The following is an 18,501-nucleotide window of genomic DNA, read 5'->3' as shown; positions in this document are numbered from 1 at the left end:
TTACGCGCTGGCGGTGTCGGTGTTGTTGACGGGTTCGATGACGGTTTCGCCGTAGGAGATGCTTCCACGAGTACGCATCCCGTTGAGGTGAAGCTGGACATCGTGGGTGGTCCTGCCCGGCCCCCGCATGTGGTTCGTCCGTTCTGTGTCCTTCTTCACGGAGATGGAGAGCTCGTACGTCCCGGCGATTTGATCGTGGGTGGGCCTTCCTGCGACGGTCACCGACGGGCCGAAGAATCGGTAGATGGCCGTGTCGTAGTCTTTCGTCACATGGAACGCGAGGCCGCCGCACTTGTCTTCGACCGGGAAGTCCTCGGGGATGCCCGGCCCCCGAGACGACTCATACAGCGGGTGGCCGTGATAGCACGCTATCGAGTGATCGAAGTGGGAAACAACTGCGGGGTCGTCGTTCGGCTCCATGTCAGATTTGTAGACGGGCCACCCGTTGAACGCGAGCTTGTTGACCTCGGCAGGGAGTTTCTCGAGGACCTGCTTGGCCCTCGCCTCGCTACCTGCTTCGATCTCCACGATCGTCGAGATGGTAGTCGTGTTCGGGGTGAACGATTCAACATCTGGCCTCGGCTGATCGATGAGGCGTCTCTGCGTACCTTCTGAATCCATACTCTACCCCAGATGGTAGCTACAAACTCCACTCGATGGGCCTGGTTGCTGTGCCCGTCACTACAGAGGATCCGGGCCGGGGTTACGGAGAATCGAGGAGAAAGCCTCGCCCTTTCAGCGCGAGGAGGATGTCAAGGGTGTTCGATCGACTTGTCCAACTTGTTGAGTTCCTCCTCGAGGAGGGTTTCAACGTTTATGACGGTCTCTACGCTGCTTGGGTTGATGTAGCCTTCACTCGGGCCATCGAAGTAAAACACATATTCATCAGGCTCGAACCCGCTGATGTTGGCGATTCGCTCTGGGATGTCTGTTAGCTCCCGGAGAATCGTGGCTCCGATCGTGCCTTCGGTAGGATATGCGCGACCCCCAACCACGTAACTTCCGTCTTCTTTGGGGACGATGATGTAGTTTGGTGTGGCCATGACGCTCAGTTGGTGTCGCCTCGGCAAAAATTAATGGGGTGTTAAACTCGTCACCGTATTGGTGGTTCTATGGGGAATTCTCTGTGGTTGGGCTGGCTCACTTGGTGATCCGTGTCCCGTTTTTCGTATCGATGAGGTACGTGTGGCGGTGCGTGTCGATATCCGGGTTGTCGTGACATGACTTGCAGTACCAAAATTCTTCCTGGGGCCGGTGAGTGAACGAAGAGTGCCCGTTCGGACAGCGCGTTCGCCACAGTTCTGTGAGACTCTTCATCCGCTGGGCGGTGTCCTGTGACGGGGTGGGTTCGCGTTTGCTCACGCTGGTTGTTTGAGGGAGTCCACGCCGGTTTCGTAATCGGCCTGTTCAAGCAGTAGCTCAGGCGTTTGGATTTGGAACTCCCAGTGGCTCACCTGCTCGACGTGCCAAGCGAGCGCGTCGTGTTCGTAGCCATCTGGGATCCGAGCGAACTGGTCGTCTTCGCCGAGCTTGCTTTCGATGATGTGTTCCGGGGGGTTGAGGTGGTATTTGACTCGGGATTCGATGGAGTTCCGCCAGCTGGGGGCGTTCGAGGGGATGTCGTCATCGCGAGGGACGAGATTCGTGTAGACCGGCTTGTCCTGGTGGGTGTCGACGATCGCGCAGATCATCGGGTGATCGACTTCTCGGGCGTTCTGCGAATGCGTCCCGCTAGTCAGGCTGTGGGTCCTCCGGATCTGATTCCCGATTGCGTTTCTGTTTCCAATTCCGCCGTATCGGCCGAAGATGTAGAGTTTCGCCTCTCTGAGCGTCTGGAAGGCTTTTCGCCCTTCTTGGTGGCCGCCCGCTGAGTGGTAGGTGTCGATGACGGGGAGGCTGATCTCTGCTTGGAGGGCGTCGAGTCGTTCATCGAGGTCGAACGAGAGGGCGACGTCATGGTCGACTTGGTACTCTGTTAGCACACGGAACCGGCAGTCGTCCCGTGGGCAGTGATCAGCGACGTAATAATCGAGGACGGGGTGGTCGGTATGCTCTCGGGTCTCGAGAGTAACGCTGTCTCCGTGCCTCTTGTGGGTGAACTTATCTCTCGACATCTATCATCACTCTATCCACAGTCGGTGTCTAAAAACACACCTCTCGGCGCGTGAGTTGGACATCGGGCTACTCGTCAGGTCGTGAAACGCTGATGCCGGATTCCTCTGGTGACCATGTCTTCCCCCAGTAGTTACTCGAACTCACGTAGAACGTGAACTCGCCGTCTTCGTTTTCAGTAACCCGGTAGCGCCCGTAGCGGTTCTCAGCGATCACCTTGTAGACGCGACCATCCCAGTCGGGGGTGGGTTCTGCCTTCTGGACCTCCATGCTGGTCTTCCGGCAGGAGACCTCGATCATATCTCCCGTCGAAAACTGCGAGAGATATGGATCAGACATTAGTTCTCGTCCGGGAGTGCGCGTTTTGCGTTCTGTAACTCGCTGATGGCGTGTTCAATAGCGCCATGCTGAACCTCGAGTGATTCGTCTTCGAAGTCCGAGAGGAACGCTCGTGCGTTCCCCACGGCGGCTTCTGCTTCCGCGGTGTCGTTGGTGTCGGACATGGTTAGATCTGGGATGTGATGTCTTCGGAGAGCGTTGTTAGGTCCGCGTTGGCTATTTGTTCGGTAGCGACGAGCCGGAGTCGTGGGCGGCCGACGTCGATGGGGACCTTCTCTGTCGTGATCAAGCCGGCCTCTTCAAGCGCCGACTTCGTCCGTGAGAAGGTGGCCTTCGAGGCGACGCCGATGTCTTCGCCCCACCGGGAGATGTCGTACAAGAGGACTTCGTTCCGGGCAGCGAGCAGAAGTGCGACCTCGACGATATCGAGGTACTCGTTCGTGTTGGAGATTTCTTCGGCGTGGGCGAGCACTTCTTCGAACTCGTCGGCAGTGTCGTCACCGATCTCTTCGCGAAGGGTAGCCTTCACCTCCGAAAGTGCTGGTGTCCGGAGGTGGTAGGATTCGGCGGCTTCGAAGGTGGTCTCGAATTCTGTATACAGCGAGGTTGCGGTGTCTTCGTCTGATCCCGTGACGGTGTGGCCGCTCATGAGCGGTACAACGACCTCGGATTCGGTTGTGAGGATGGCATTTTGGACGGGTTCGTCAAGTATCCGAATGTCGAGCCGCCCCTGATCGACCAGTTCGGCGATTTTCGAGGCCGTGATGAAGTCAAAGAGCGCATCCTTGATTTGACTCTCATCAGCCAGAAGGTGAACCACCTGCTCATCCCCATCGGCGATCATGTCTTCGGCGAGCGTGGCGATCTGCTCTGAATGGAGGTTGACACACAACACTGGGGTATCGCCTTTCGGGAGTGCCTGTGAGATGATCTGATGTTGGCTCATATTTCTGTATTCTTGCTGAGGGGGCACTTAATGGATTTGGTGCCTGCCTTGTATTGAGAAAATGGGCTGTTATCGGTTCCCGTTGCTCCAGATCTCGACGCTTGGTTCCGAGTGAAGTAACTCGAAGGGGGTCGCGTGGATGTCCAGCGAATCGCATTCTGCGGGGGTACGTTCTGGATCTTCTTCAGACTCGATTCGTTCGGTTAGATCGGAGAGCTCGGTTGATGAGACGTAGCCAGCTGTGACGATACGGATGTCGAGGTCGCTTTCGTTGGGAGTGGCGACACCGCGTGCGAATGAGCCGGTGATATGTATCGAGTCGGCACTGGTCGAGAGTTCGTCTTGGGTCACATGGACGAGGCGATGGCAAAGGCGGTCGAGTTCCCGTTCGTCAAGGCTGTCGACACCAACTCCGCTGTTGTGGTCTTCCATTCCGGTGGTAGTTATGAGAGTGGTGGGCCGCCCTGACATCAGGACGGTTTCTGTTAGGTTATCCTCGTGTATTCGCTTGCGGAGGCCAGTATCGACACTAGCGACATCTGGTGCGATCGCGATGCCCGGTTGGCTGTGGTTTTGAAGAAAGTCACTCGTCCGAATCTGCGAGCCTGTCGCAGACCGTCATAAACCGGAACTTGGCATCAGTGTACGCTTCGCTTGAGATGTGCTCGTCGTCGTCTCCGTCTAGCGAGTTGTCGTAGGTCCCGGCTTTGATGAGCGAGTCGAGTGCCCTCGTGATCGAATCGTACTGAGTGGTGAGCATGTCGGGCTCGGGCGTCTGGTTCATACCCCGTCAGTTGATGTGGGGAGTATTGATGTTTTCGAATGTGTTTCTGAGCTATCAATAGTTCCGATACTGGTGTCGGCCTCTTGGTAGCTCTATACCGTCGGGTTGTCTTTCATGTATTCCTTCGCGTAGTCGAGCGCGGCGTCCTCGTCATCGAAGAAGTGGGTGTTCAGCCCCTCTTCGTCGAGCGGATGTTGGACGGCGAACTCGCCTTCGGCGGTGGCCTCGACGTCGGTCCCTTCCGTGCGGTAGACGAGGACTTCGTTGTTGAGGCGCGCTTCTGTGTTCTTCCAGCCGCGGATGATGTTTCGGTAGCCGTTGCCCGTCAGGTGCTCGCTCGGCATTTCAGTCCAGTTTTCCATGATGTGTGGTCTTGGGGGCAGAGTTCACGAAGAGAGTGGACTAACACGCTGGTTTCTCTGACCCTTCACCCCCACAGGGGATAGAAACTAATAGCTGATCTTCAGCCCCACCTTCTACGGGGTCAGGCCCGGCTGATTTCGCTGTCTGGAACGCGATCTGGGTCGAGCTCTCTCACCAGTTCGTCCTGGTCGTCCCACGTGTCGTAGCAGTCTGTACAGATCCAGCAGTTACCGTCCTCGACGGTTTCGTAGAGGGATAGATCGGTCGTTCGCTCGCTGAAGCCACACCACCAGCAGCGTGTGAGCGACGTAAATGCGTCCTGTTCGGCGGCGTCGTCCCACACGGTCTTGGTGGCGGGCTTCCAGCGGTAGGCCTTACTGACCGGGAGTAACTGGACGGGGTGATGTTTGAACAGGGTGATCGCTTGGTCTTCGTCCAGCGTGGTGGCGTGGATTCGGTCGATCTCCCCGTAGCCGGCGAGCTGGTACGCACCGTCGCGGTATCTGACCCACGGCCTATGGTATCCCTGTGCGCTTACGTCAGCGCAGACTGACGGGTGCTCTCGAAGATACTCGAGGAGGTCATCTGCGATTTGTTTTTCTGAGGTGGTCATCTTCCTTATTTGCTGGTTCTCAGGCTATCTACTTGACTCCGTTGGGCAGGTATTCTTGGCCGACGTCGTATTCCCGCTCTGTCGCGATGTCGATGAACGTCGCTAAACAGAGTTCGTGCATTCGGGTGGGCGAACCCTCTGCCATGTCTGCGAGACTGTCCAGAGTGGGGTCGTCCATCGGGGCACCGACCGTCTCGAACCCGCTTTTCCCGATCTGTTTGAGGCTCGGTTGGTCCCACTCGGGGATGTGGGTAACGGTGAGCTGGTCGCGAAGGTTGGGGTTCGCTTCGTACACGGCGTCCTTGTTGTCGTCGCTGACGATCGTGGCGGTGCCGATCTCGGTGTCGACGTAGTCCTCGATCCAGTCGGCGACGTATTCTTGGATTCCGCTGGGCATCTCCCCAAAGTCGTCGAAAACGAGCGTGTAGTGGCCAGTCTCGATCCGGTCTTTGACTGCCCCTCGGACGAGTTTTTCAGATCTCGTGATTGACTGGAGGTCGGGCTCGGTTATTTCGTGCCTTGGCGGAACGGGCTTGCTGATCAGGTTGTTGAGGAAGTGACTGAACATGTCTCCAACAGTCGTCACTTCGACGCCGTCGACGACGAGAGGATGACTGCCTGAGAGGTGGTGTTGAACAATAGCTGACCGTCCGGAATCGGAGGGGCCAACGATGTGGGTGTTCCCATCCGGGAGGGTTTCATCGAGCTTACTGTGGTCGATTTTCTCATCCCGTTCGATGTAGTTGCCGCGGGGGTACCGATTAGGCGCAAAGATATCATTAATGTCCATCTGAGAAATTTTGGGTGGTTGACGTTCTTATATTATTCGTTTATCAACACGTTTTATACTAACGACTGTACAGCGGATGTCTGTTCGGCCATGGGGCCGGTTGGTGTGTCCGGTGTTGCCGGTCCAGTGGGGCCGGTGAGGGCGTTTCCATCTCGGTGTGACGAACAGGTCTGCTTCGTGGCGTTGCCGCCGTTGTCGTCGCTGTGGCCTCCGAAGATGGTCCCGTACGGGGTGAAGTCGACGGTGAACTCAGCGTAGTGGGTGACGAGTGGGTTGTTCTGGCGGGCTGTTTCGGGGTATCCATCGATGGGAGCCCGCTCGGTGTGGAAGGTGAATTCGGCTGCGCGATACCGCTTGACGAACATCGCTAAGGTGGCGTGGGTCGCCTTGAGGCGGATCTGGAAGTCTTCCTCCGGCTCGAGCTTTTCGGTGAAGCTAACGGTGGACTTGCCGTTGATGATGCCGTGGCCGATGTTCTGTTTGATCTCTTCGAAAAACTGGAGCGAATCATGGTACGCTTCACGTGCGGTCAGAGTCTTCGTGTGGCTCATTATCTATATCCTCTACCCCCATCGGGTCTCAAAAACTCACGCGGTGTGCCGGTTATTGGACTAGAGCTTCCCATACCGCCAGCCGACAAGTCCGGCGCAGCCTGCGAGGAGGTATGCGAGCCCGTGTATCCAGAGAGTAACTGTCGTTCCGGTTACGAGTTCTGCGATATTGAGGACGAACAGGAGAGTAGATAGAGAGGCAACGAAAAGGATGCTACTGTAGAAGAGCGATGCTCCGTGGGCGGTTTGCTCTTCGAGTGTTGCTCTGGCTTTACTCCATACGGCGAGGTAGCTGGTGAGCAGCGAATCGTCCATACTACCCGCTCTCACCCCTATTATTAAACAATTTCTCAGGCGACGCTTCGCTTCGGAGCGGCACTTGAGATGGTGGCTTGGGCCGGAGATTGGTCCGTTTCGTCGGGGAACGAACGGAACTGGCAGTTGGCACATTCGTAGAGTCGGGCTTCAGAACTGGTGTTGACCTCGCTTTGAGAGACGGGATACAGATCGGTGTGGCCACACTGTGGACAGCACTGATCGGTCGTCGCGGGGTCGACGATATCGAGATCGAAGCTGTCGGGGTCGTGTCCGTGAATCTGGGTAAGCTCGTAGTGTCGGTGGGCGCGGGTGGATTCCTCGAGAGTAGACGGAGATGGAGTGAACTCACGTTGGGTGAGGGGTGCCGAGAGATGTCGCGCTGTGTGGACGGAGTCGTGGACGGTGTAGAGAGAGGCCCAACTGACGTTCGGCGTTCCGACTGACCAGCGATCGGTGTCTTGTCTCGGTACGAGGCGGTCGAGGGTGACAGGGCCGTCGGCGGTCGGCGTCCAATACGCATTGAAGAGTATCCTCCCGCCGGGCTCGGTGATTCGGATCAACTCGTCGAAGAGGCGAGCCCTCCGGGCAGTATTCAACTTGAGCCAGGGGGGGTCACAGATGACGAAAGCGAATGTGTCGTCGTCGAACGGGAGCGTATCGCTTAGCACGTCTGCTCGGACGGTGTTGTTCGTCAGGATGTACTCTGCTGCCGGGTGTTCTGAAGGATTGTCGGCTGTATACAGTGATCCGACGACGTCGATCGGCGGGTTCCCGACGATGAGATCGGCGAGATACTCGCGAGCATCTTGGAGTGTAGTGCTGGACTCGGCTTGGAGGTTCTCGATGAGTTCGACTGGCGTCTTCATGTCGATCCGGACGGTCCCGAGGGGGGAGAGCCCAGCCGCGATGTTGGCTATCGGTCCGTCGACGTCGGCAATGAGCGATTCGACCCACGCTTCGAACGGCGCGGGCCACCGCCAGGTGCCTTTGAACTCGTGATCGGCGTCGTGGGTGTCTGGCATGGTGTTAGTCGGTGGCCGCGATTCGGGGGAGGAGCGATCCGAGGTTGTACTCGCCGGAGTAGCCACCCACAGCGGCTTTCGCGTGGATAAGGTTGGCTGCCCGGCGGTAGGCTTCGTTGCTCGTTGGAGCTACTACGTGGTACCCGATGTCGAAAACGCGAGGTCGAGACTGCTCGACGGTGTGTGCGTCGTCGAATTCGTCGATGAATCCGCCTCGTTGAGCAGCGTCGTCGCTTATTTCGATGATACCGTGTACGTAGTACACGTCTTGTTCTGCCTGCTGGTAGGTAGTTCCGTTCATAGGGTCTTGCTACGGGGAGGAGAGACGCGATCTAGTGTTACTGCTCGGTGTCGTGGGGAACGACAGGTTCGGGGAAGTGAGCGGGGCACGCGCCGTCGCGGATGAGTCCTTCGAACTCGCCAGTTTCTGCGTTGGCGTACGCCCAGACATTATCGCGGTGTTCGCCGAGGAACTTCATGTCGATCAGCTCGTATCGTGGGTCGTCGTCGTTGAACGAGAAGACGTCTCCAACGTCGAGCGTGGAGAGGGGGACTTCGTTTGGTTCGAGCTCTCGCTGCGGGCTGCTGTCGTGGTGAGTATCTTCAGTGGACATGGTGGTGGTTTCTCAGAGTCGCCTTTCTCTACTAACTCTTCTCCCCACCCCCGAGAGGTAAAAACACCCCTGTCGTTGTGGACCTATGTTGGGGTTATGCGGTGTCGCTGATGCTGATATCGTCGACGTAGAAGTTGCCGGTCCCTTTGCCGTAGTGGGAGGCATGGATACAGAACTGCCCCACTTCCGAAGCGACTAATGGGTCGAACGTTGCTTCAGCTGAGTCGTATACATGACCATCCTCGCGGTCGATTTTCCAGTTGTAGGTTCCACTACCGAAATCCACATTGGAGACGGTGATTCGCACCCAAGTGTTAGACGGGAATCTCCACCCTCTGTTCGTGTGGTTCACGTGGACGTTCTGTGTGGTCTCCCGGTTGAAGTTCAGTCTGAACAGTGTCTCCTCAGCGGCGGACTTCCAGTAGAGTTTCACATCGTCGTAGGGGTCAGCTGTCTGCTGGATCCAAGCAACGTAGGGGCCAGATGCCGTTGTTTCCGGAACTGGCCTTCGCACGGAGCCTTTGCCATCAGTATGGAGACGCCCGGCGAAGTTTCCTGAGTGGGTGGGCTCAGAAGCGAGCTGCCAGCTAAAACCGCTTGACCTTTGCTCAACGTCCCAATCATCTAGGTCACCAGACTCGAAATCTTCTGAGAACGTATGATCTCCTCTGGCTTCCGAGGGAAGGATCTGCCCACCCTGTAGTTTGATGCCCTCTTGTTGGTCCAGTTCTGGTTCCCACCCGGCGGTGCCACCCCATCGCAACTCGCCATTCCGCAGGGTCTGTTTTGCTTGTGATGTGTAACGGTGCGTTTTATCTGCCATATCGGTTACCTGACTGCGCTGTAGAGGCTCTCGACGTCTGCTCTGGGTAACGCCCGGTTGTATATCCGAACATCGTCGATCCCTCCGTTCCATGGGCGCGATCCGTTGGTTGCCCAGTTTCCAATCGTATGTCGTGTGTTCGAGTCAATACCATCTGTATGAGTGACCGAGTCGAGGAGCGTTCCATCGATGTATACTCGGAGATATTCGTTTACCGCATCGTACACGGCAGTGTAGTGGTAGTACGTACCGAAAGAAAATCCGGGGCGCTCGTGGTGGATGCGTGTGGCTTTGGAGGGCGTTTCCTCGTTAACGCGAAAGCCGGTGAGGCCTGTCGATTTGTTGTTATTGTCAGCGACGTAGAGTTCAACAGTTCGGTCATCCTTCCCCCGCCCCTTCTGATAGATCCGCTGCCACCCTTCGAGGGCACTTCCGTCCATCCGGGCGTATGCGGCGATCGTGAATGAGCCTTGGATGTCTAACTCACTGCTGGTGAACGTGACCGACCCTCGACTTCCGGGATCGACCAGCAGTGAGTTCGCACCGACTCGCCCAGCTCCCGCGTACGTCGCCCCGTCGATCGCTCCGTCGTTGGTCCCGACAGTGTCGATTGCGTCGGGGGTGGTCGGGTCTTCGAACGTCCACTGTGCGACGAGCCCCTCTGTCGGGCCTCGAATACGATCCGCAGTGATAGTTCCGTTCGCGACGGTGACGTACTGAGCATCAACAACCTCACCTTCCCACCCACTCTCGCCTCCCCAAGAGGTGGAGTTATCTCTGGGAGCTCGCCGATCGCTCGTGATACGGGGGGTATTGGTCATAGGGGCGATCTGTGGGCCATAGCTTGGGTCCTGTTGGTTACGGGGGCGGTGTCAATCCCTCAGGCGAGTGATCTGTGGCCGTGCTGTGGTTGACTCTACCCAGTAGATTGTATAAACAGTACCGGTGAGCACATGGTCGATGTGTCGGTAGGGAGATTATTGGTAAAGCGGTCCGAACTCTGCTGTGTATTCTGCCCAAGACATGTCTTTGACCTCATCGTGGCAGTCGGTACAAGTGTAGAAGTCGGTGTGAGAGGCGTGTTCTGGCTCTCCGGGAGGGATTTCCTTTTTACAGTGTTGGCATTTCCCGCGTGTCAGGATGTTTATGAAGTCGAAAGGCTGGCCTAAGTCATCGATTAATACCTCCCGCTCAAGACCACAAATGGCACAGCGGACTGATTCATCGTCTCGTTCGTGAGGTGTGGTTGGGTCTGCGAAGAATACATGCTCAGCTGGGTGGCAGGCCTTGTCCAGTGTAGGGCGTCGCCGCTCAACTTCGCGTGAGGCTGGCATATACACCATCTGATCTGAGAGGTAGTTCGGGTAGGTTGGGCCACCGAGTTCAACAATATCGCCGTCTTCGTACTGGAATAACCAGCCGATGCCGTTGTGCCCAAGCACAACGGCGTTCTGCTCGTGTTGGGTATCGTAGAATAGCTGTCCGGGCTTGAGACTGCTTAGGGGTGCTGGGCACATTGTTGGGGCGTTCTATGTACGCTGAGTGATTACGGAGGTTAGTTGATGTGCCGGCGCAGGTTTGTGAGGTTCTTCTGCCCAACTCCTGGGAGGTCCAAGAGGAACTCGTCGCTGGCCGCGTGGACATCGAGTTCGGTCGTGACACCAGCCTCGCGGAGGTTCTTGGCTGTTCGGTCCCCGATCCCGTCGATCTCGGTCAGAGGGATGGGGTCTGTCGTGTTCTTCGAGATGAGGTTGATGGCGTCGGTGATCGTGTCCGCACGAGTGTCCGTTGGATCCAGCTCTTCGCTCGCCTTGTAGGACTGACGGAGAACGGCTAACGAGGAGATGAACGGCTCTGGGGTCGTGACCGCGGGCGAGTCGTTGTCAGCTTGAGCGTCTTCCGCGAACTTCCAACGATCGCCTCGGGCGGTGTCGAACTGGTCTCGGCTTTCGAAGCGACGGTGTCCGCCGCTGTCTTCGAGAACGACGGTCTGGTGATCGGCGAAGATGATGGTGTATGTCTCGGCCGGTTCTGGTGTCTCGCTTTCACGGCTGTCGGTGTAGACTTGTCCTTCAGACAGCGGGGTCTGTGCTTCGGCTGTTACAGTGTCGGCTTCGGTGGTGGCTGACATCGTGGATTGTGTGTACTGCCTCAGTCTGGGGATAATAGCCTTTGGGGGTCACGCGAACGACGTGATAGTTGTCTCTTCGGTTTCTGGTGGCTGTTCGTGAGACGGGCGAGTATGCGATGCTGTAGCGGTGGGGTTCGTCTTCCCGAGGGTGCCTTCTAGAGAGACGGTCATCAGAGCGGCGAGGGCGGGCGTCTCGTGGTGTTTCCAGTTGAGTGCGTATATCGTGTCGATGTCAACCGCCTCGCTGTGTGCGAGGCTCCTGGGGGCTTTGTAGACGATCGTCCCGTTCGGGCGGGTGACGGCCGATGCTTGGTACAGCGGTTGGTGTCGCTTGAACGGGCTGCGGGAGGGATTGACCTGAACAGTCACATCGAACGTGTCGACGTCAAAGGGGAGCTCTTCTTGCGCTCCTGCGTAGGTCTCGGCGTGGGCGATTGGGGTCCCTAACTCGGTCACGATGTCGCTGTGAAGCCGGCGAACTTCCGACTCGTCTTCGGCCAAGATCAGGACATCGTCGGTGGCGGCGTCGATCTGCCCGGCCGCCAGCGCCGCGAAAGACCCCTCCCAGAGGTGGGTGTCTTCGTGTTCGTGGAGGTGCATGAGAGTGGCTACTGGTGGTCGGTGGGTTCCTCAGAGAGGGCCACATCGACGAGGTGATCGATTTCGTCTCTCGTGATATACTCGTTTTCGGCTGCGTTGCGAATTGCCTCGAATATGCCTTCTGCGAGGTCGTTGGTGTTGTATCGCAGATTGCTGTTGTAGAGGCGGAGCCACTCAGTGAGCCACGTAAGCGCCAACTCTGACCAGTCGGTCGTCCCTTCTGTGTACATGTGCCCGACGTTTTCTGCGACCACGTCGTCGGCGCGTGCGTTTTTCACCCGCGGGTCGTGCGTGTTGATAGCTGATTCAAGTGCCTTCTGGCACTTGAGGTGAAAGACGTCGTACCCGTCGTAGTCGTTCTCGAACGTCTTGTCGGCACGGAGTTCTTCGAGTCTGAGCATGTACTTCGAAGTGAGCTCTTCGACGGGGATGTTGAACAGGATCGATAGCTCGTCGATTCGACGCCCATTCAGAATTGGAAACGTCTCGCTTCCATCGTAGCCCTGCGGTTCGAGCGTGACGTGGTCTCTATCTGCTAGCATGGTTAACTCCCGTGGGTGCTGATGTCGGCGTTCGGGCCGGCGTAGAACCGTATCTTACGCTTCGCGGCTTGGATTTCCGCGTGGTGGTTGGGGTGGCCGTCGATCCCGAAGTCTTCGAGGAAGTTGCGGGCGTTCTCCTCGGGGTCGTATCCGTAGAGTTTATAGCCCGAACTGGTCGCTCCCGCAGACCGAACCAGGAGGAATCGTTGAACGGTGCTGCCGTCTCTGGCAACGAACTTCATCTGATCTCCGTAATTCACAATTGATGACCTCTCACCCCCCACCGGAGGGCAGAAACCCTCTACTGTTCGATGAGCTTCAGGTCCTCATGTGTGAACGAGATGTCGAAGTTGGACGGTTTCTCGCTGATGGTGGTGCCTGAGTCGGTTAAAGCATCGACAGTGGGTGGGAGTATGGTGCTGATCTGGCCAAACAACTCTGATCGGATCTCCCACGTCAGTTCCTGAGAGCTAAGAGCAGACCATGCGGCGATTTCGGTGTCGTTGAAGAAGATGAAGTGCATCACGAAATCACGGTGTTGTTCTTCGCCTGTGCCAGGGCTGACTATCGTCACGGCCACAGTGTTCATCTCCTCCGTCTCTTCAAACTCAACGCCTCTTTCTTCAACATCTTCTGCTTCCAAGACGAAACAAACGACCTCAACATCGTCCCGCTTCGTGGTCCCGTCGTCTGGATCGACACGGAAAAATTTCTGAGCCCGTGTCAGAGGAAGCGTCTCGTTGACCGGTATGTTGCCAGCAGAGATGTCGGCTTTTAGGTCTGCTTTGAGAGATTTGACTGCGCCTTCGAATTGTTCGTCAACCTCGGTTTCAGGTGGCTGAATACCGAATATTTGGTATAGTGCGGATATCTGTTCTGATGAGAGACTACAATTAGTGCGGATCGCGTCCAAGAAGGACTCCACCTCTTCGCTGGTCAGATCGGTCGAATCGATTTGGTCGGGGTCTGGTTGGAACTTCTCGTCGTCGGGGTGGATAACCCCAGTATCGTCGGTGTACACCACACCGACAGATTTGAGCGCGTTAATCTGCTGCCAAGAGATGCTGCCGTCAGTTGGGAGGCTATCCCAGTCGTTGATGATATCCCAGCCTTGAGGCTTGAGCTGGTAGTTGATGTTCCCCAGCTCGGAGGTCCAAGCCCGGATGTAGTAACCAGGGTCGTTTTTGTATGAGTTGATTGTTGGCATGGGTGCTAAAAACTCAGAAGATAATCTACTCCCTAAGTGTGTCGCTTGATATCTTAGTGCCCCTGAGACATACCGCCATCCTCGAGAAGGTTGTCCATCGCGAAGGCGTAGATCGTTGTCGGAATCTCTTGGAATCGCTCTTGGTTGAGCGGCCCCGAGTCGTCGGGGAACTCACAGTCGAACTCGATGTGGGGGCCGTCGGGTGCGTAGCGGATCGCGCTCACGGTGAGCTGTGTTCCCTCCGGGATTTCCAACTGCCGGTTATCGTAGTCCATCGTGTATTCCCCACCGAGGGAGACGACGTGGCCATGTTCGAGCGTGTGCGAGCTGGTGAACTCGTCGATGTCTCGAACATCGTCTTTGTCGACGTAGACATCGCCGTTGTTCGTGTGGAGCTTCATCGTGGCTGTTCCGTCGTCGTCGAACTCCTGCCAGTCCCAGACAGCGATGCGGAACACGCCATCTTCGCGGCCATCGGCCGTGTCGACTTCTGCGTTGTCCAGATAGACGATTGCGATTGGGTTGATCATGGTGTTTTGGTGAGGCCGGTGGTCACTGCGCGACGGAGACGTCGGCTCGCTCGCGGAACTGCTCGTAGGTCTCGAAGAGGTGATCGCCGTTGAACGCGACGATGGAGGTGAGAACGTTGAGCAGGTACGGGCCATCCTCTCCATTGTTGTAGTCAGACTGCATCGCGATCGCGAAGTGGTCGTGCTCGACGAGGATCTCCCAGACGAGACTGACTGCGTCGGCGGGGATTACGTGGTCTTCGTGAACCGAGTCACGGGCGTCTCTGAGCGTTTCAGCGTTGTCGTCCTCGTCGATGTCGTGGTAGTGGTCGATGTGGACGTTGATCGCGTGCTGGACAGCTGAGGCTTCTTCGTCGCTGACGATTGGAACTGGTCTCATGGTGTGCTTTCGGGGGTGTTCAGAACGCTGTGTCCGGTGTCGGACTCCTCAAGGGTCCCCCTCACTTCTCTGGGGGGTAAAAACAGTCGGCTGGGGGTGTGTTCGTGTGCTCTCACCCCACGTTTCTGAGTGCGAATTTCATCTCGCACACGGGGGGTGAGTCAGAGCGGGTAGCCCCTGTGTTGGACACAAGGAGGGTTCAGGAGGTCGCCGTTTTGAACGTAGGTGAACCACCCTGATGGAGTGACCCCGCAGTCGTGACAGCGCGTTTCGTTCCATCCGCAGTCGTCGACGCCGCGGTTGGCCCAGCATCGAACGCGATCGCCGCCGTGGCTAACGAGGACGCCCCCGCCGCATTCCGGGCAGTTCTCCGGAAACTGCTTGTACACGCCTTCGCGGATGAGGCTTCCAATCCGGGAGAACGCGAAACGGAGGTCGGTGTCTGCGAGTGCGTCGGCGTATGGGCCAGTGGGCGGCGGTGGTGTCATGGGTGACTACTGTAGGTCCGCTTCGAGGGCCTGGCGTATGGTAGTAACTGTCGAGAGTTCACGTTCGCGGAAGGGATTCGACTGGCCGATGATAAACTGCCGGACCATCACGTCGGAGTTGAGTCCCGTGATCAGTCTCACCGCGGCGAATTCGGCTTCGGGCCGGCTCTCGTAGCCTCTAGAGAGCGTCGGGAGGAACGCTCGGCCTCGTGGGTCGACCTCGATCGTGGCGTCGAGTAGCCACGTCCCGTCCTGGGGTGTCGAAACGTGGATCGAGACTCGGACGCCGTCCAGTCGCTTGTGGTAGCGGTACGTCGTCCGGAGCGAACTCTGCCGAGTAACGCTCCAACGTTTGGAGACGCTGTCCGCTTTCGGCGCTGGGCCTTCGTTCGGGCGGTCGTTCGTAGTGAGTGTTTCTTGCATTTGCTTAGGTGCTTGCCGGGGGCTTCGATGAGCTGGCGTGGGTGGGTTCTGCTGGTGCTTCGAACTCCAACTCGGTGAACCCGATCGCGTCGACGAGATGGAACTCACGGCGATCGGATGGGTAGACGATTTCGATGATGTCTCCGACAGAGGCTGACCGGACCATGTGTCGGGCATCCTGAACGGTGTTGACGATCTCGCCTTGCGCGTGGTGGTACGCTCGGTCTCGGTCAGTCACGTCGAGAATGGTCTCTGCTGGGCGATACGCTGTCTCGAAGGTCTCCTCGTCGGGGTCGCGATCACCGTATCCGACTTGGTGTCGGAGTTCCCGGTTTTCGAACGGGAGGTGGTGGATGGTGCTGTATCCGCGAGATGGGTTAGTAGACATCTATGAACTCCTCTGTCCCACTTCCGGGAGACAAAAAATCTCAGTCGGTCCGGGGGTGTTCGTCGACGTAGCGGGTGGCGCTCGACCAGACCTCCTGTTCTGGATCGACGCGAGGCCGCACCTGCTTCACTCGTCTGCGGGCTTCGTCGACGTCGCCGCCCGAATGAACCGCGAGGACCGCGGCACAGACTGAACAGCTGCGCGAGACGCCGGCCTGACAGTGAACGAAGGTCACCTCCCCGCTCTCGACGGCGTCGAGCACGTAGTCAGCGGCCGCCTCGAACGTTTCGTACTCGTGGGGGCCGTCCGGGAACACGAACTCATCGCCCGTTGTAGATTCGCGTGGGCATTCCCTCCCAAGGACCCGAGCGTAACCGACTGTGACCACCTCGTCGAATGGGTTGTCGATTTCAGACAGTGCGCGTGCCGTTCGGGCATCGCCGATGTGGAGGTGGGGGATGATTTCGTTCATGGTTTTTCTGCTCGCTTGACGGTCAAAAACGTCGCGGCGGGCTACTCTGCTGCGAACTGGGTTGCGATCGCGAGGTCGCGGACGGTGTCGACGTGAGAAATGCCGTTGAAGTCGTGTCCACGTCCGACGGTGGCGGCGTATGTGGATATCTCACTCGAAGCGAACTCGAAGAGGATCTGGTTTGCGTTCTCGATCACCGCCGGGTCGACAATGGACATCGCTCCAGTGTGGAGGTCCATATCGACGGTCTCGGCGTCGGTGGTGAATTCCTCGCCCTGGTCATCAAACGTGACGGTCCCATCGGGGAGTCCCTCGGTATCGAAGTCGGCGTCGATGGACGTGGCGGTGAGGATGGTGTCGGTATCGTCAATATACAGGCGGTCGCCTTCGCTGAGGTCTTCTAGTGAGGTCATGGTGGGTTGTGAGAGCGGATCTGCGTGGTGGTTCTCTGGGTGCGATTCAGTCGTTGGGGCAATCCGGACAGATGGGATCGCCGTTACGGTCGGTGTCGGTGCCGGGCTCTTCTCCACACTGCTTACAGGGTGGGGCGACGCCGGTCAACTCGCTGATGCTGGCGTCGTCGGGATCGCCGACGTGACGCGCCTCTTCACGATGAATGTGACTGAAGGTCATTGGTGGGTGGAGTCTCAGAGCCGGGTGTATCACTCAACACTCACCTCCTTTCGGTGAGCAAAAACACTCTGCTGCCTGTGGGAGTATTGAGTGTGTCAGTTCTAGTGTGGACTGTGGTCATGGGTCCGTTTACGTTTCGAAGCGCGTTTATTGGCACTATCGCGTTGATTCTCCGCCGTCGTTAGGGATCTCCGGTTCCGGGAAGGTATCACCGACCTGTTCTTCGAGGTTGTATGGACTCCCCGTATCGTGCTCACTCAGGTTGTGCCAGCGGTTCTTTTCCGAGCTGTAATAGAGCGTGTTGAGCGCCATATCCGTTGCGAACCAGTTGTCGTCGGTGTCCATCACGAAGTCGAGTGACCAAGAGGCGTCGTCGAACTCTTGGGCGGCTCGGGACGCCCACTCGTACAACTGGTCAATGTTATCGTCGATGGCGTCGATCACGCGCTCGTAGTGTGCGGCCCCATCAGTTGCTCTCGCGAACGTCTCCTTGTCGACGCGGGGAAAATGATACAGCACTTCGCCATCAGCGATGAAGAACCGGACTTCGGGGTGGAGGGTGTAGCGGCCGTCTGGGTAAAAGTCTAAATCGAGGTGTTCGCGGATGGGAAGTGGGGTGAATGGTGGCATCTCAGCCATGAGCCGATCCTGGAGCTGGTGCATGACCGTCCTCACGATTTCGGCCCGTGAGTTGACCTCGATGTGGTTCCCGTCTCCGAGGTTTGTTGCGGATTTGTAGTCACTTCGGAGGAATGCCTGCTTGTTGTCGGTATTCTCCACGAAGGAGGTAATCACGCTGAAGTCTGGCTGACCGAAGAATTTGAAGACCGGCTCGGGGTCTTCAGTCATGATGATGCCGATCGGGTCGATCTCTTCCTCCTCGAGGAACTCTCCCCCACCCCCACCCTCCAATTCGAGGATCTGGGTGTCGATGGTTGGGATATTGAGCGGCTCTAAGCGGGGGAACCAATGGGAAAGGCGGTTCCGGGTATCGAAGAACTCCACGACTTCCGGTCTGAAATCACTGGGGAGTCCGTCAGCGAACCGGTCTTGATACCGGGAGAGCTCTGAAGGGGGGCTGACGGAGAACTTCGCTATCTCCTCTAATGCCTCTCGTTTTTCGGCTTCCATCTCCTCCTCCATCGCTGTGAGTTCTGCGAATCCCTCGGCGTCCTGCTGTTCAGCATCGCTTGATTCTCCGTTGTTAGATGCATTAGTTGTCATTTTCACTACAGTCTGGACAGTAGTCTTCGCTCCCACGGTTTGTCCATCCGTCTTCGCGGGCCTTCTCTCGCTCTCTGGTGGCGGTCCAACATGCGTAGCCCGTTGTTTTCGGGCATCCTTCACCGTCGCATCGGAAGATCACCGATTTCATGTAGGTCATCGGCTAGCAACCCCGTTCGTCTTTGGATTGTCCAACCATATCTCTCACT

General features: G+C 57.4%; 33 protein-coding genes. All 33 read right to left on the bottom strand.

The window, feature by feature from the left end; genetic code table 11:
- On the bottom strand, positions 1 to 621 hold the full coding sequence (locus tag NO877_RS14295; RefSeq protein WP_256397026.1) for a hypothetical protein: 621 nt from the start codon (positions 619 to 621) through the stop codon (positions 1 to 3).
- Between the two features lie 131 nt (positions 622 to 752).
- On the bottom strand, positions 753 to 1,043 hold the full coding sequence (locus NO877_RS14290) for a hypothetical protein (protein WP_256397025.1): 291 nt from the start codon (positions 1,041 to 1,043) through the stop codon (positions 753 to 755).
- 315 nt (positions 1,044 to 1,358) lie between these two features.
- Positions 1,359 to 1,982: a hypothetical protein gene (locus tag NO877_RS14285; RefSeq protein WP_256397024.1), complete on the bottom strand. Its 624-nt coding sequence runs from the start codon at positions 1,980 to 1,982 to the stop codon at positions 1,359 to 1,361.
- A 199-nt stretch (positions 1,983 to 2,181) separates the two neighbouring features.
- Positions 2,182 to 2,451, bottom strand: a complete 270-nt coding sequence (locus tag NO877_RS14280) for a hypothetical protein (protein ID WP_256397023.1) — start codon at positions 2,449 to 2,451, stop codon at positions 2,182 to 2,184.
- Positions 2,451 to 2,615: a hypothetical protein gene (locus NO877_RS14275; RefSeq protein WP_256397022.1), complete on the bottom strand. Its 165-nt coding sequence runs from the start codon at positions 2,613 to 2,615 to the stop codon at positions 2,451 to 2,453. Before NO877_RS14275 ends, NO877_RS14280 begins: the two co-directional genes overlap by 1 nt.
- Before the next feature lie 2 nt (positions 2,616 to 2,617).
- Positions 2,618 to 3,397, bottom strand: a complete 780-nt coding sequence (locus NO877_RS14270; RefSeq protein WP_256397021.1) for a transcriptional regulator TbsP domain-containing protein — start codon at positions 3,395 to 3,397, stop codon at positions 2,618 to 2,620.
- Positions 3,398 to 3,466: 69 nt separating this feature from the next.
- Entirely contained in the window at positions 3,467 to 3,868 is a 402-nt protein-coding gene (locus NO877_RS14265; RefSeq protein ID WP_256397020.1) for a nucleotidyltransferase domain-containing protein, read from the bottom strand.
- Between the two features lie 112 nt (positions 3,869 to 3,980).
- On the bottom strand, positions 3,981 to 4,181 hold the full coding sequence (locus tag NO877_RS14260) for a hypothetical protein (RefSeq protein WP_256397019.1): 201 nt from the start codon (positions 4,179 to 4,181) through the stop codon (positions 3,981 to 3,983).
- Positions 4,182 to 4,273: 92 nt separating this feature from the next.
- The gene (locus NO877_RS14255; protein WP_256397018.1) at positions 4,274 to 4,543 is read right to left on the bottom strand and encodes a hypothetical protein; all 270 of its coding nucleotides are present in this window, start codon (positions 4,541 to 4,543) and stop codon (positions 4,274 to 4,276) included.
- Positions 4,544 to 4,665: 122 nt separating this feature from the next.
- A complete protein-coding gene (locus tag NO877_RS14250; protein ID WP_256397017.1) occupies positions 4,666 to 5,157 on the bottom strand; it encodes a hypothetical protein in 492 nt (163 codons plus the stop codon).
- Positions 5,158 to 5,185: 28 nt separating this feature from the next.
- Entirely contained in the window at positions 5,186 to 5,947 is a 762-nt protein-coding gene (locus NO877_RS14245; RefSeq protein ID WP_256397016.1) for a hypothetical protein, read from the bottom strand.
- A gap of 53 nt (positions 5,948 to 6,000) precedes the next feature.
- Positions 6,001 to 6,498, bottom strand: a complete 498-nt coding sequence (locus tag NO877_RS14240; RefSeq protein ID WP_256397015.1) for a hypothetical protein — start codon at positions 6,496 to 6,498, stop codon at positions 6,001 to 6,003.
- 60 nt (positions 6,499 to 6,558) lie between these two features.
- Positions 6,559 to 6,813 (bottom strand): hypothetical protein, encoded by a 255-nt coding sequence (locus NO877_RS14235; protein ID WP_256397014.1) that lies wholly within the window; start codon positions 6,811 to 6,813, stop codon positions 6,559 to 6,561.
- Between the two features lie 35 nt (positions 6,814 to 6,848).
- Positions 6,849 to 7,838: a hypothetical protein gene (locus tag NO877_RS14230; RefSeq protein WP_256397013.1), complete on the bottom strand. Its 990-nt coding sequence runs from the start codon at positions 7,836 to 7,838 to the stop codon at positions 6,849 to 6,851.
- 4 nt (positions 7,839 to 7,842) lie between these two features.
- The gene (locus NO877_RS14225; protein WP_048076009.1) at positions 7,843 to 8,139 is read right to left on the bottom strand and encodes a hypothetical protein; all 297 of its coding nucleotides are present in this window, start codon (positions 8,137 to 8,139) and stop codon (positions 7,843 to 7,845) included.
- A gap of 37 nt (positions 8,140 to 8,176) precedes the next feature.
- Positions 8,177 to 8,452 carry a hypothetical protein gene (locus tag NO877_RS14220; protein ID WP_048076010.1) on the bottom strand — a complete coding sequence of 92 codons (276 nt, stop codon included), beginning with the start codon at positions 8,450 to 8,452 and terminating at the stop codon, positions 8,177 to 8,179.
- Positions 8,453 to 8,546: 94 nt separating this feature from the next.
- Complete coding sequence (locus NO877_RS14215) at positions 8,547 to 9,275, bottom strand: hypothetical protein (RefSeq protein ID WP_256397012.1); 729 nt, start codon at positions 9,273 to 9,275, stop codon at positions 8,547 to 8,549.
- Positions 9,276 to 9,280: 5 nt separating this feature from the next.
- Positions 9,281 to 10,096: a LamG domain-containing protein gene (locus tag NO877_RS14210; protein WP_256397011.1), complete on the bottom strand. Its 816-nt coding sequence runs from the start codon at positions 10,094 to 10,096 to the stop codon at positions 9,281 to 9,283.
- 156 nt (positions 10,097 to 10,252) lie between these two features.
- Complete coding sequence (locus tag NO877_RS14205) at positions 10,253 to 10,792, bottom strand: hypothetical protein (RefSeq protein ID WP_256397010.1); 540 nt, start codon at positions 10,790 to 10,792, stop codon at positions 10,253 to 10,255.
- 38 nt (positions 10,793 to 10,830) lie between these two features.
- Positions 10,831 to 11,406, bottom strand: a complete 576-nt coding sequence (locus NO877_RS14200; RefSeq protein WP_256397009.1) for a helix-hairpin-helix domain-containing protein — start codon at positions 11,404 to 11,406, stop codon at positions 10,831 to 10,833.
- A 48-nt stretch (positions 11,407 to 11,454) separates the two neighbouring features.
- Positions 11,455 to 12,006 carry a hypothetical protein gene (locus tag NO877_RS14195; RefSeq protein ID WP_256397008.1) on the bottom strand — a complete coding sequence of 184 codons (552 nt, stop codon included), beginning with the start codon at positions 12,004 to 12,006 and terminating at the stop codon, positions 11,455 to 11,457.
- An 8-nt stretch (positions 12,007 to 12,014) separates the two neighbouring features.
- A complete protein-coding gene (locus NO877_RS14190) occupies positions 12,015 to 12,548 on the bottom strand; it encodes a hypothetical protein (RefSeq protein WP_256397007.1) in 534 nt (177 codons plus the stop codon).
- A gap of 2 nt (positions 12,549 to 12,550) precedes the next feature.
- Entirely contained in the window at positions 12,551 to 12,790 is a 240-nt protein-coding gene (locus tag NO877_RS14185) for a hypothetical protein (RefSeq protein WP_256397006.1), read from the bottom strand.
- A gap of 59 nt (positions 12,791 to 12,849) precedes the next feature.
- Positions 12,850 to 13,755: a hypothetical protein gene (locus NO877_RS14180; RefSeq protein WP_256397005.1), complete on the bottom strand. Its 906-nt coding sequence runs from the start codon at positions 13,753 to 13,755 to the stop codon at positions 12,850 to 12,852.
- A 53-nt stretch (positions 13,756 to 13,808) separates the two neighbouring features.
- Positions 13,809 to 14,285 (bottom strand): hypothetical protein, encoded by a 477-nt coding sequence (locus NO877_RS14175; protein WP_048076018.1) that lies wholly within the window; start codon positions 14,283 to 14,285, stop codon positions 13,809 to 13,811.
- 22 nt (positions 14,286 to 14,307) lie between these two features.
- Entirely contained in the window at positions 14,308 to 14,664 is a 357-nt protein-coding gene (locus NO877_RS14170; RefSeq protein ID WP_256397004.1) for a hypothetical protein, read from the bottom strand.
- 161 nt (positions 14,665 to 14,825) lie between these two features.
- Complete coding sequence (locus NO877_RS14165; RefSeq protein WP_256397003.1) at positions 14,826 to 15,152, bottom strand: hypothetical protein; 327 nt, start codon at positions 15,150 to 15,152, stop codon at positions 14,826 to 14,828.
- Between the two features lie 6 nt (positions 15,153 to 15,158).
- A complete protein-coding gene (locus NO877_RS14160) occupies positions 15,159 to 15,575 on the bottom strand; it encodes a hypothetical protein (RefSeq protein ID WP_256397002.1) in 417 nt (138 codons plus the stop codon).
- 4 nt (positions 15,576 to 15,579) lie between these two features.
- Positions 15,580 to 15,963: a YodL domain-containing protein gene (locus tag NO877_RS14155; RefSeq protein ID WP_256397001.1), complete on the bottom strand. Its 384-nt coding sequence runs from the start codon at positions 15,961 to 15,963 to the stop codon at positions 15,580 to 15,582.
- Positions 15,964 to 16,003: 40 nt separating this feature from the next.
- Positions 16,004 to 16,435 carry a dual specificity protein phosphatase family protein gene (locus NO877_RS14150; RefSeq protein ID WP_256397000.1) on the bottom strand — a complete coding sequence of 144 codons (432 nt, stop codon included), beginning with the start codon at positions 16,433 to 16,435 and terminating at the stop codon, positions 16,004 to 16,006.
- 41 nt (positions 16,436 to 16,476) lie between these two features.
- A complete protein-coding gene (locus NO877_RS14145; RefSeq protein ID WP_256396999.1) occupies positions 16,477 to 16,848 on the bottom strand; it encodes a hypothetical protein in 372 nt (123 codons plus the stop codon).
- Between the two features lie 46 nt (positions 16,849 to 16,894).
- Positions 16,895 to 17,068 carry a hypothetical protein gene (locus NO877_RS14140; RefSeq protein WP_256396998.1) on the bottom strand — a complete coding sequence of 58 codons (174 nt, stop codon included), beginning with the start codon at positions 17,066 to 17,068 and terminating at the stop codon, positions 16,895 to 16,897.
- Between the two features lie 156 nt (positions 17,069 to 17,224).
- Positions 17,225 to 18,292 (bottom strand): hypothetical protein, encoded by a 1,068-nt coding sequence (locus NO877_RS14135; RefSeq protein ID WP_256396997.1) that lies wholly within the window; start codon positions 18,290 to 18,292, stop codon positions 17,225 to 17,227.
- Between the last annotated feature and the right edge of the window lie 209 nt (positions 18,293 to 18,501).

Origin of the sequence: Halohasta litorea, from assembly GCF_024494645.1 — an archaeon.
Taxonomy (GTDB): Archaea; Halobacteriota; Halobacteria; order Halobacteriales; family Haloferacaceae; genus Halohasta; species Halohasta litorea.
This window is presented reverse-complemented; position numbering and strand designations above follow the sequence as displayed.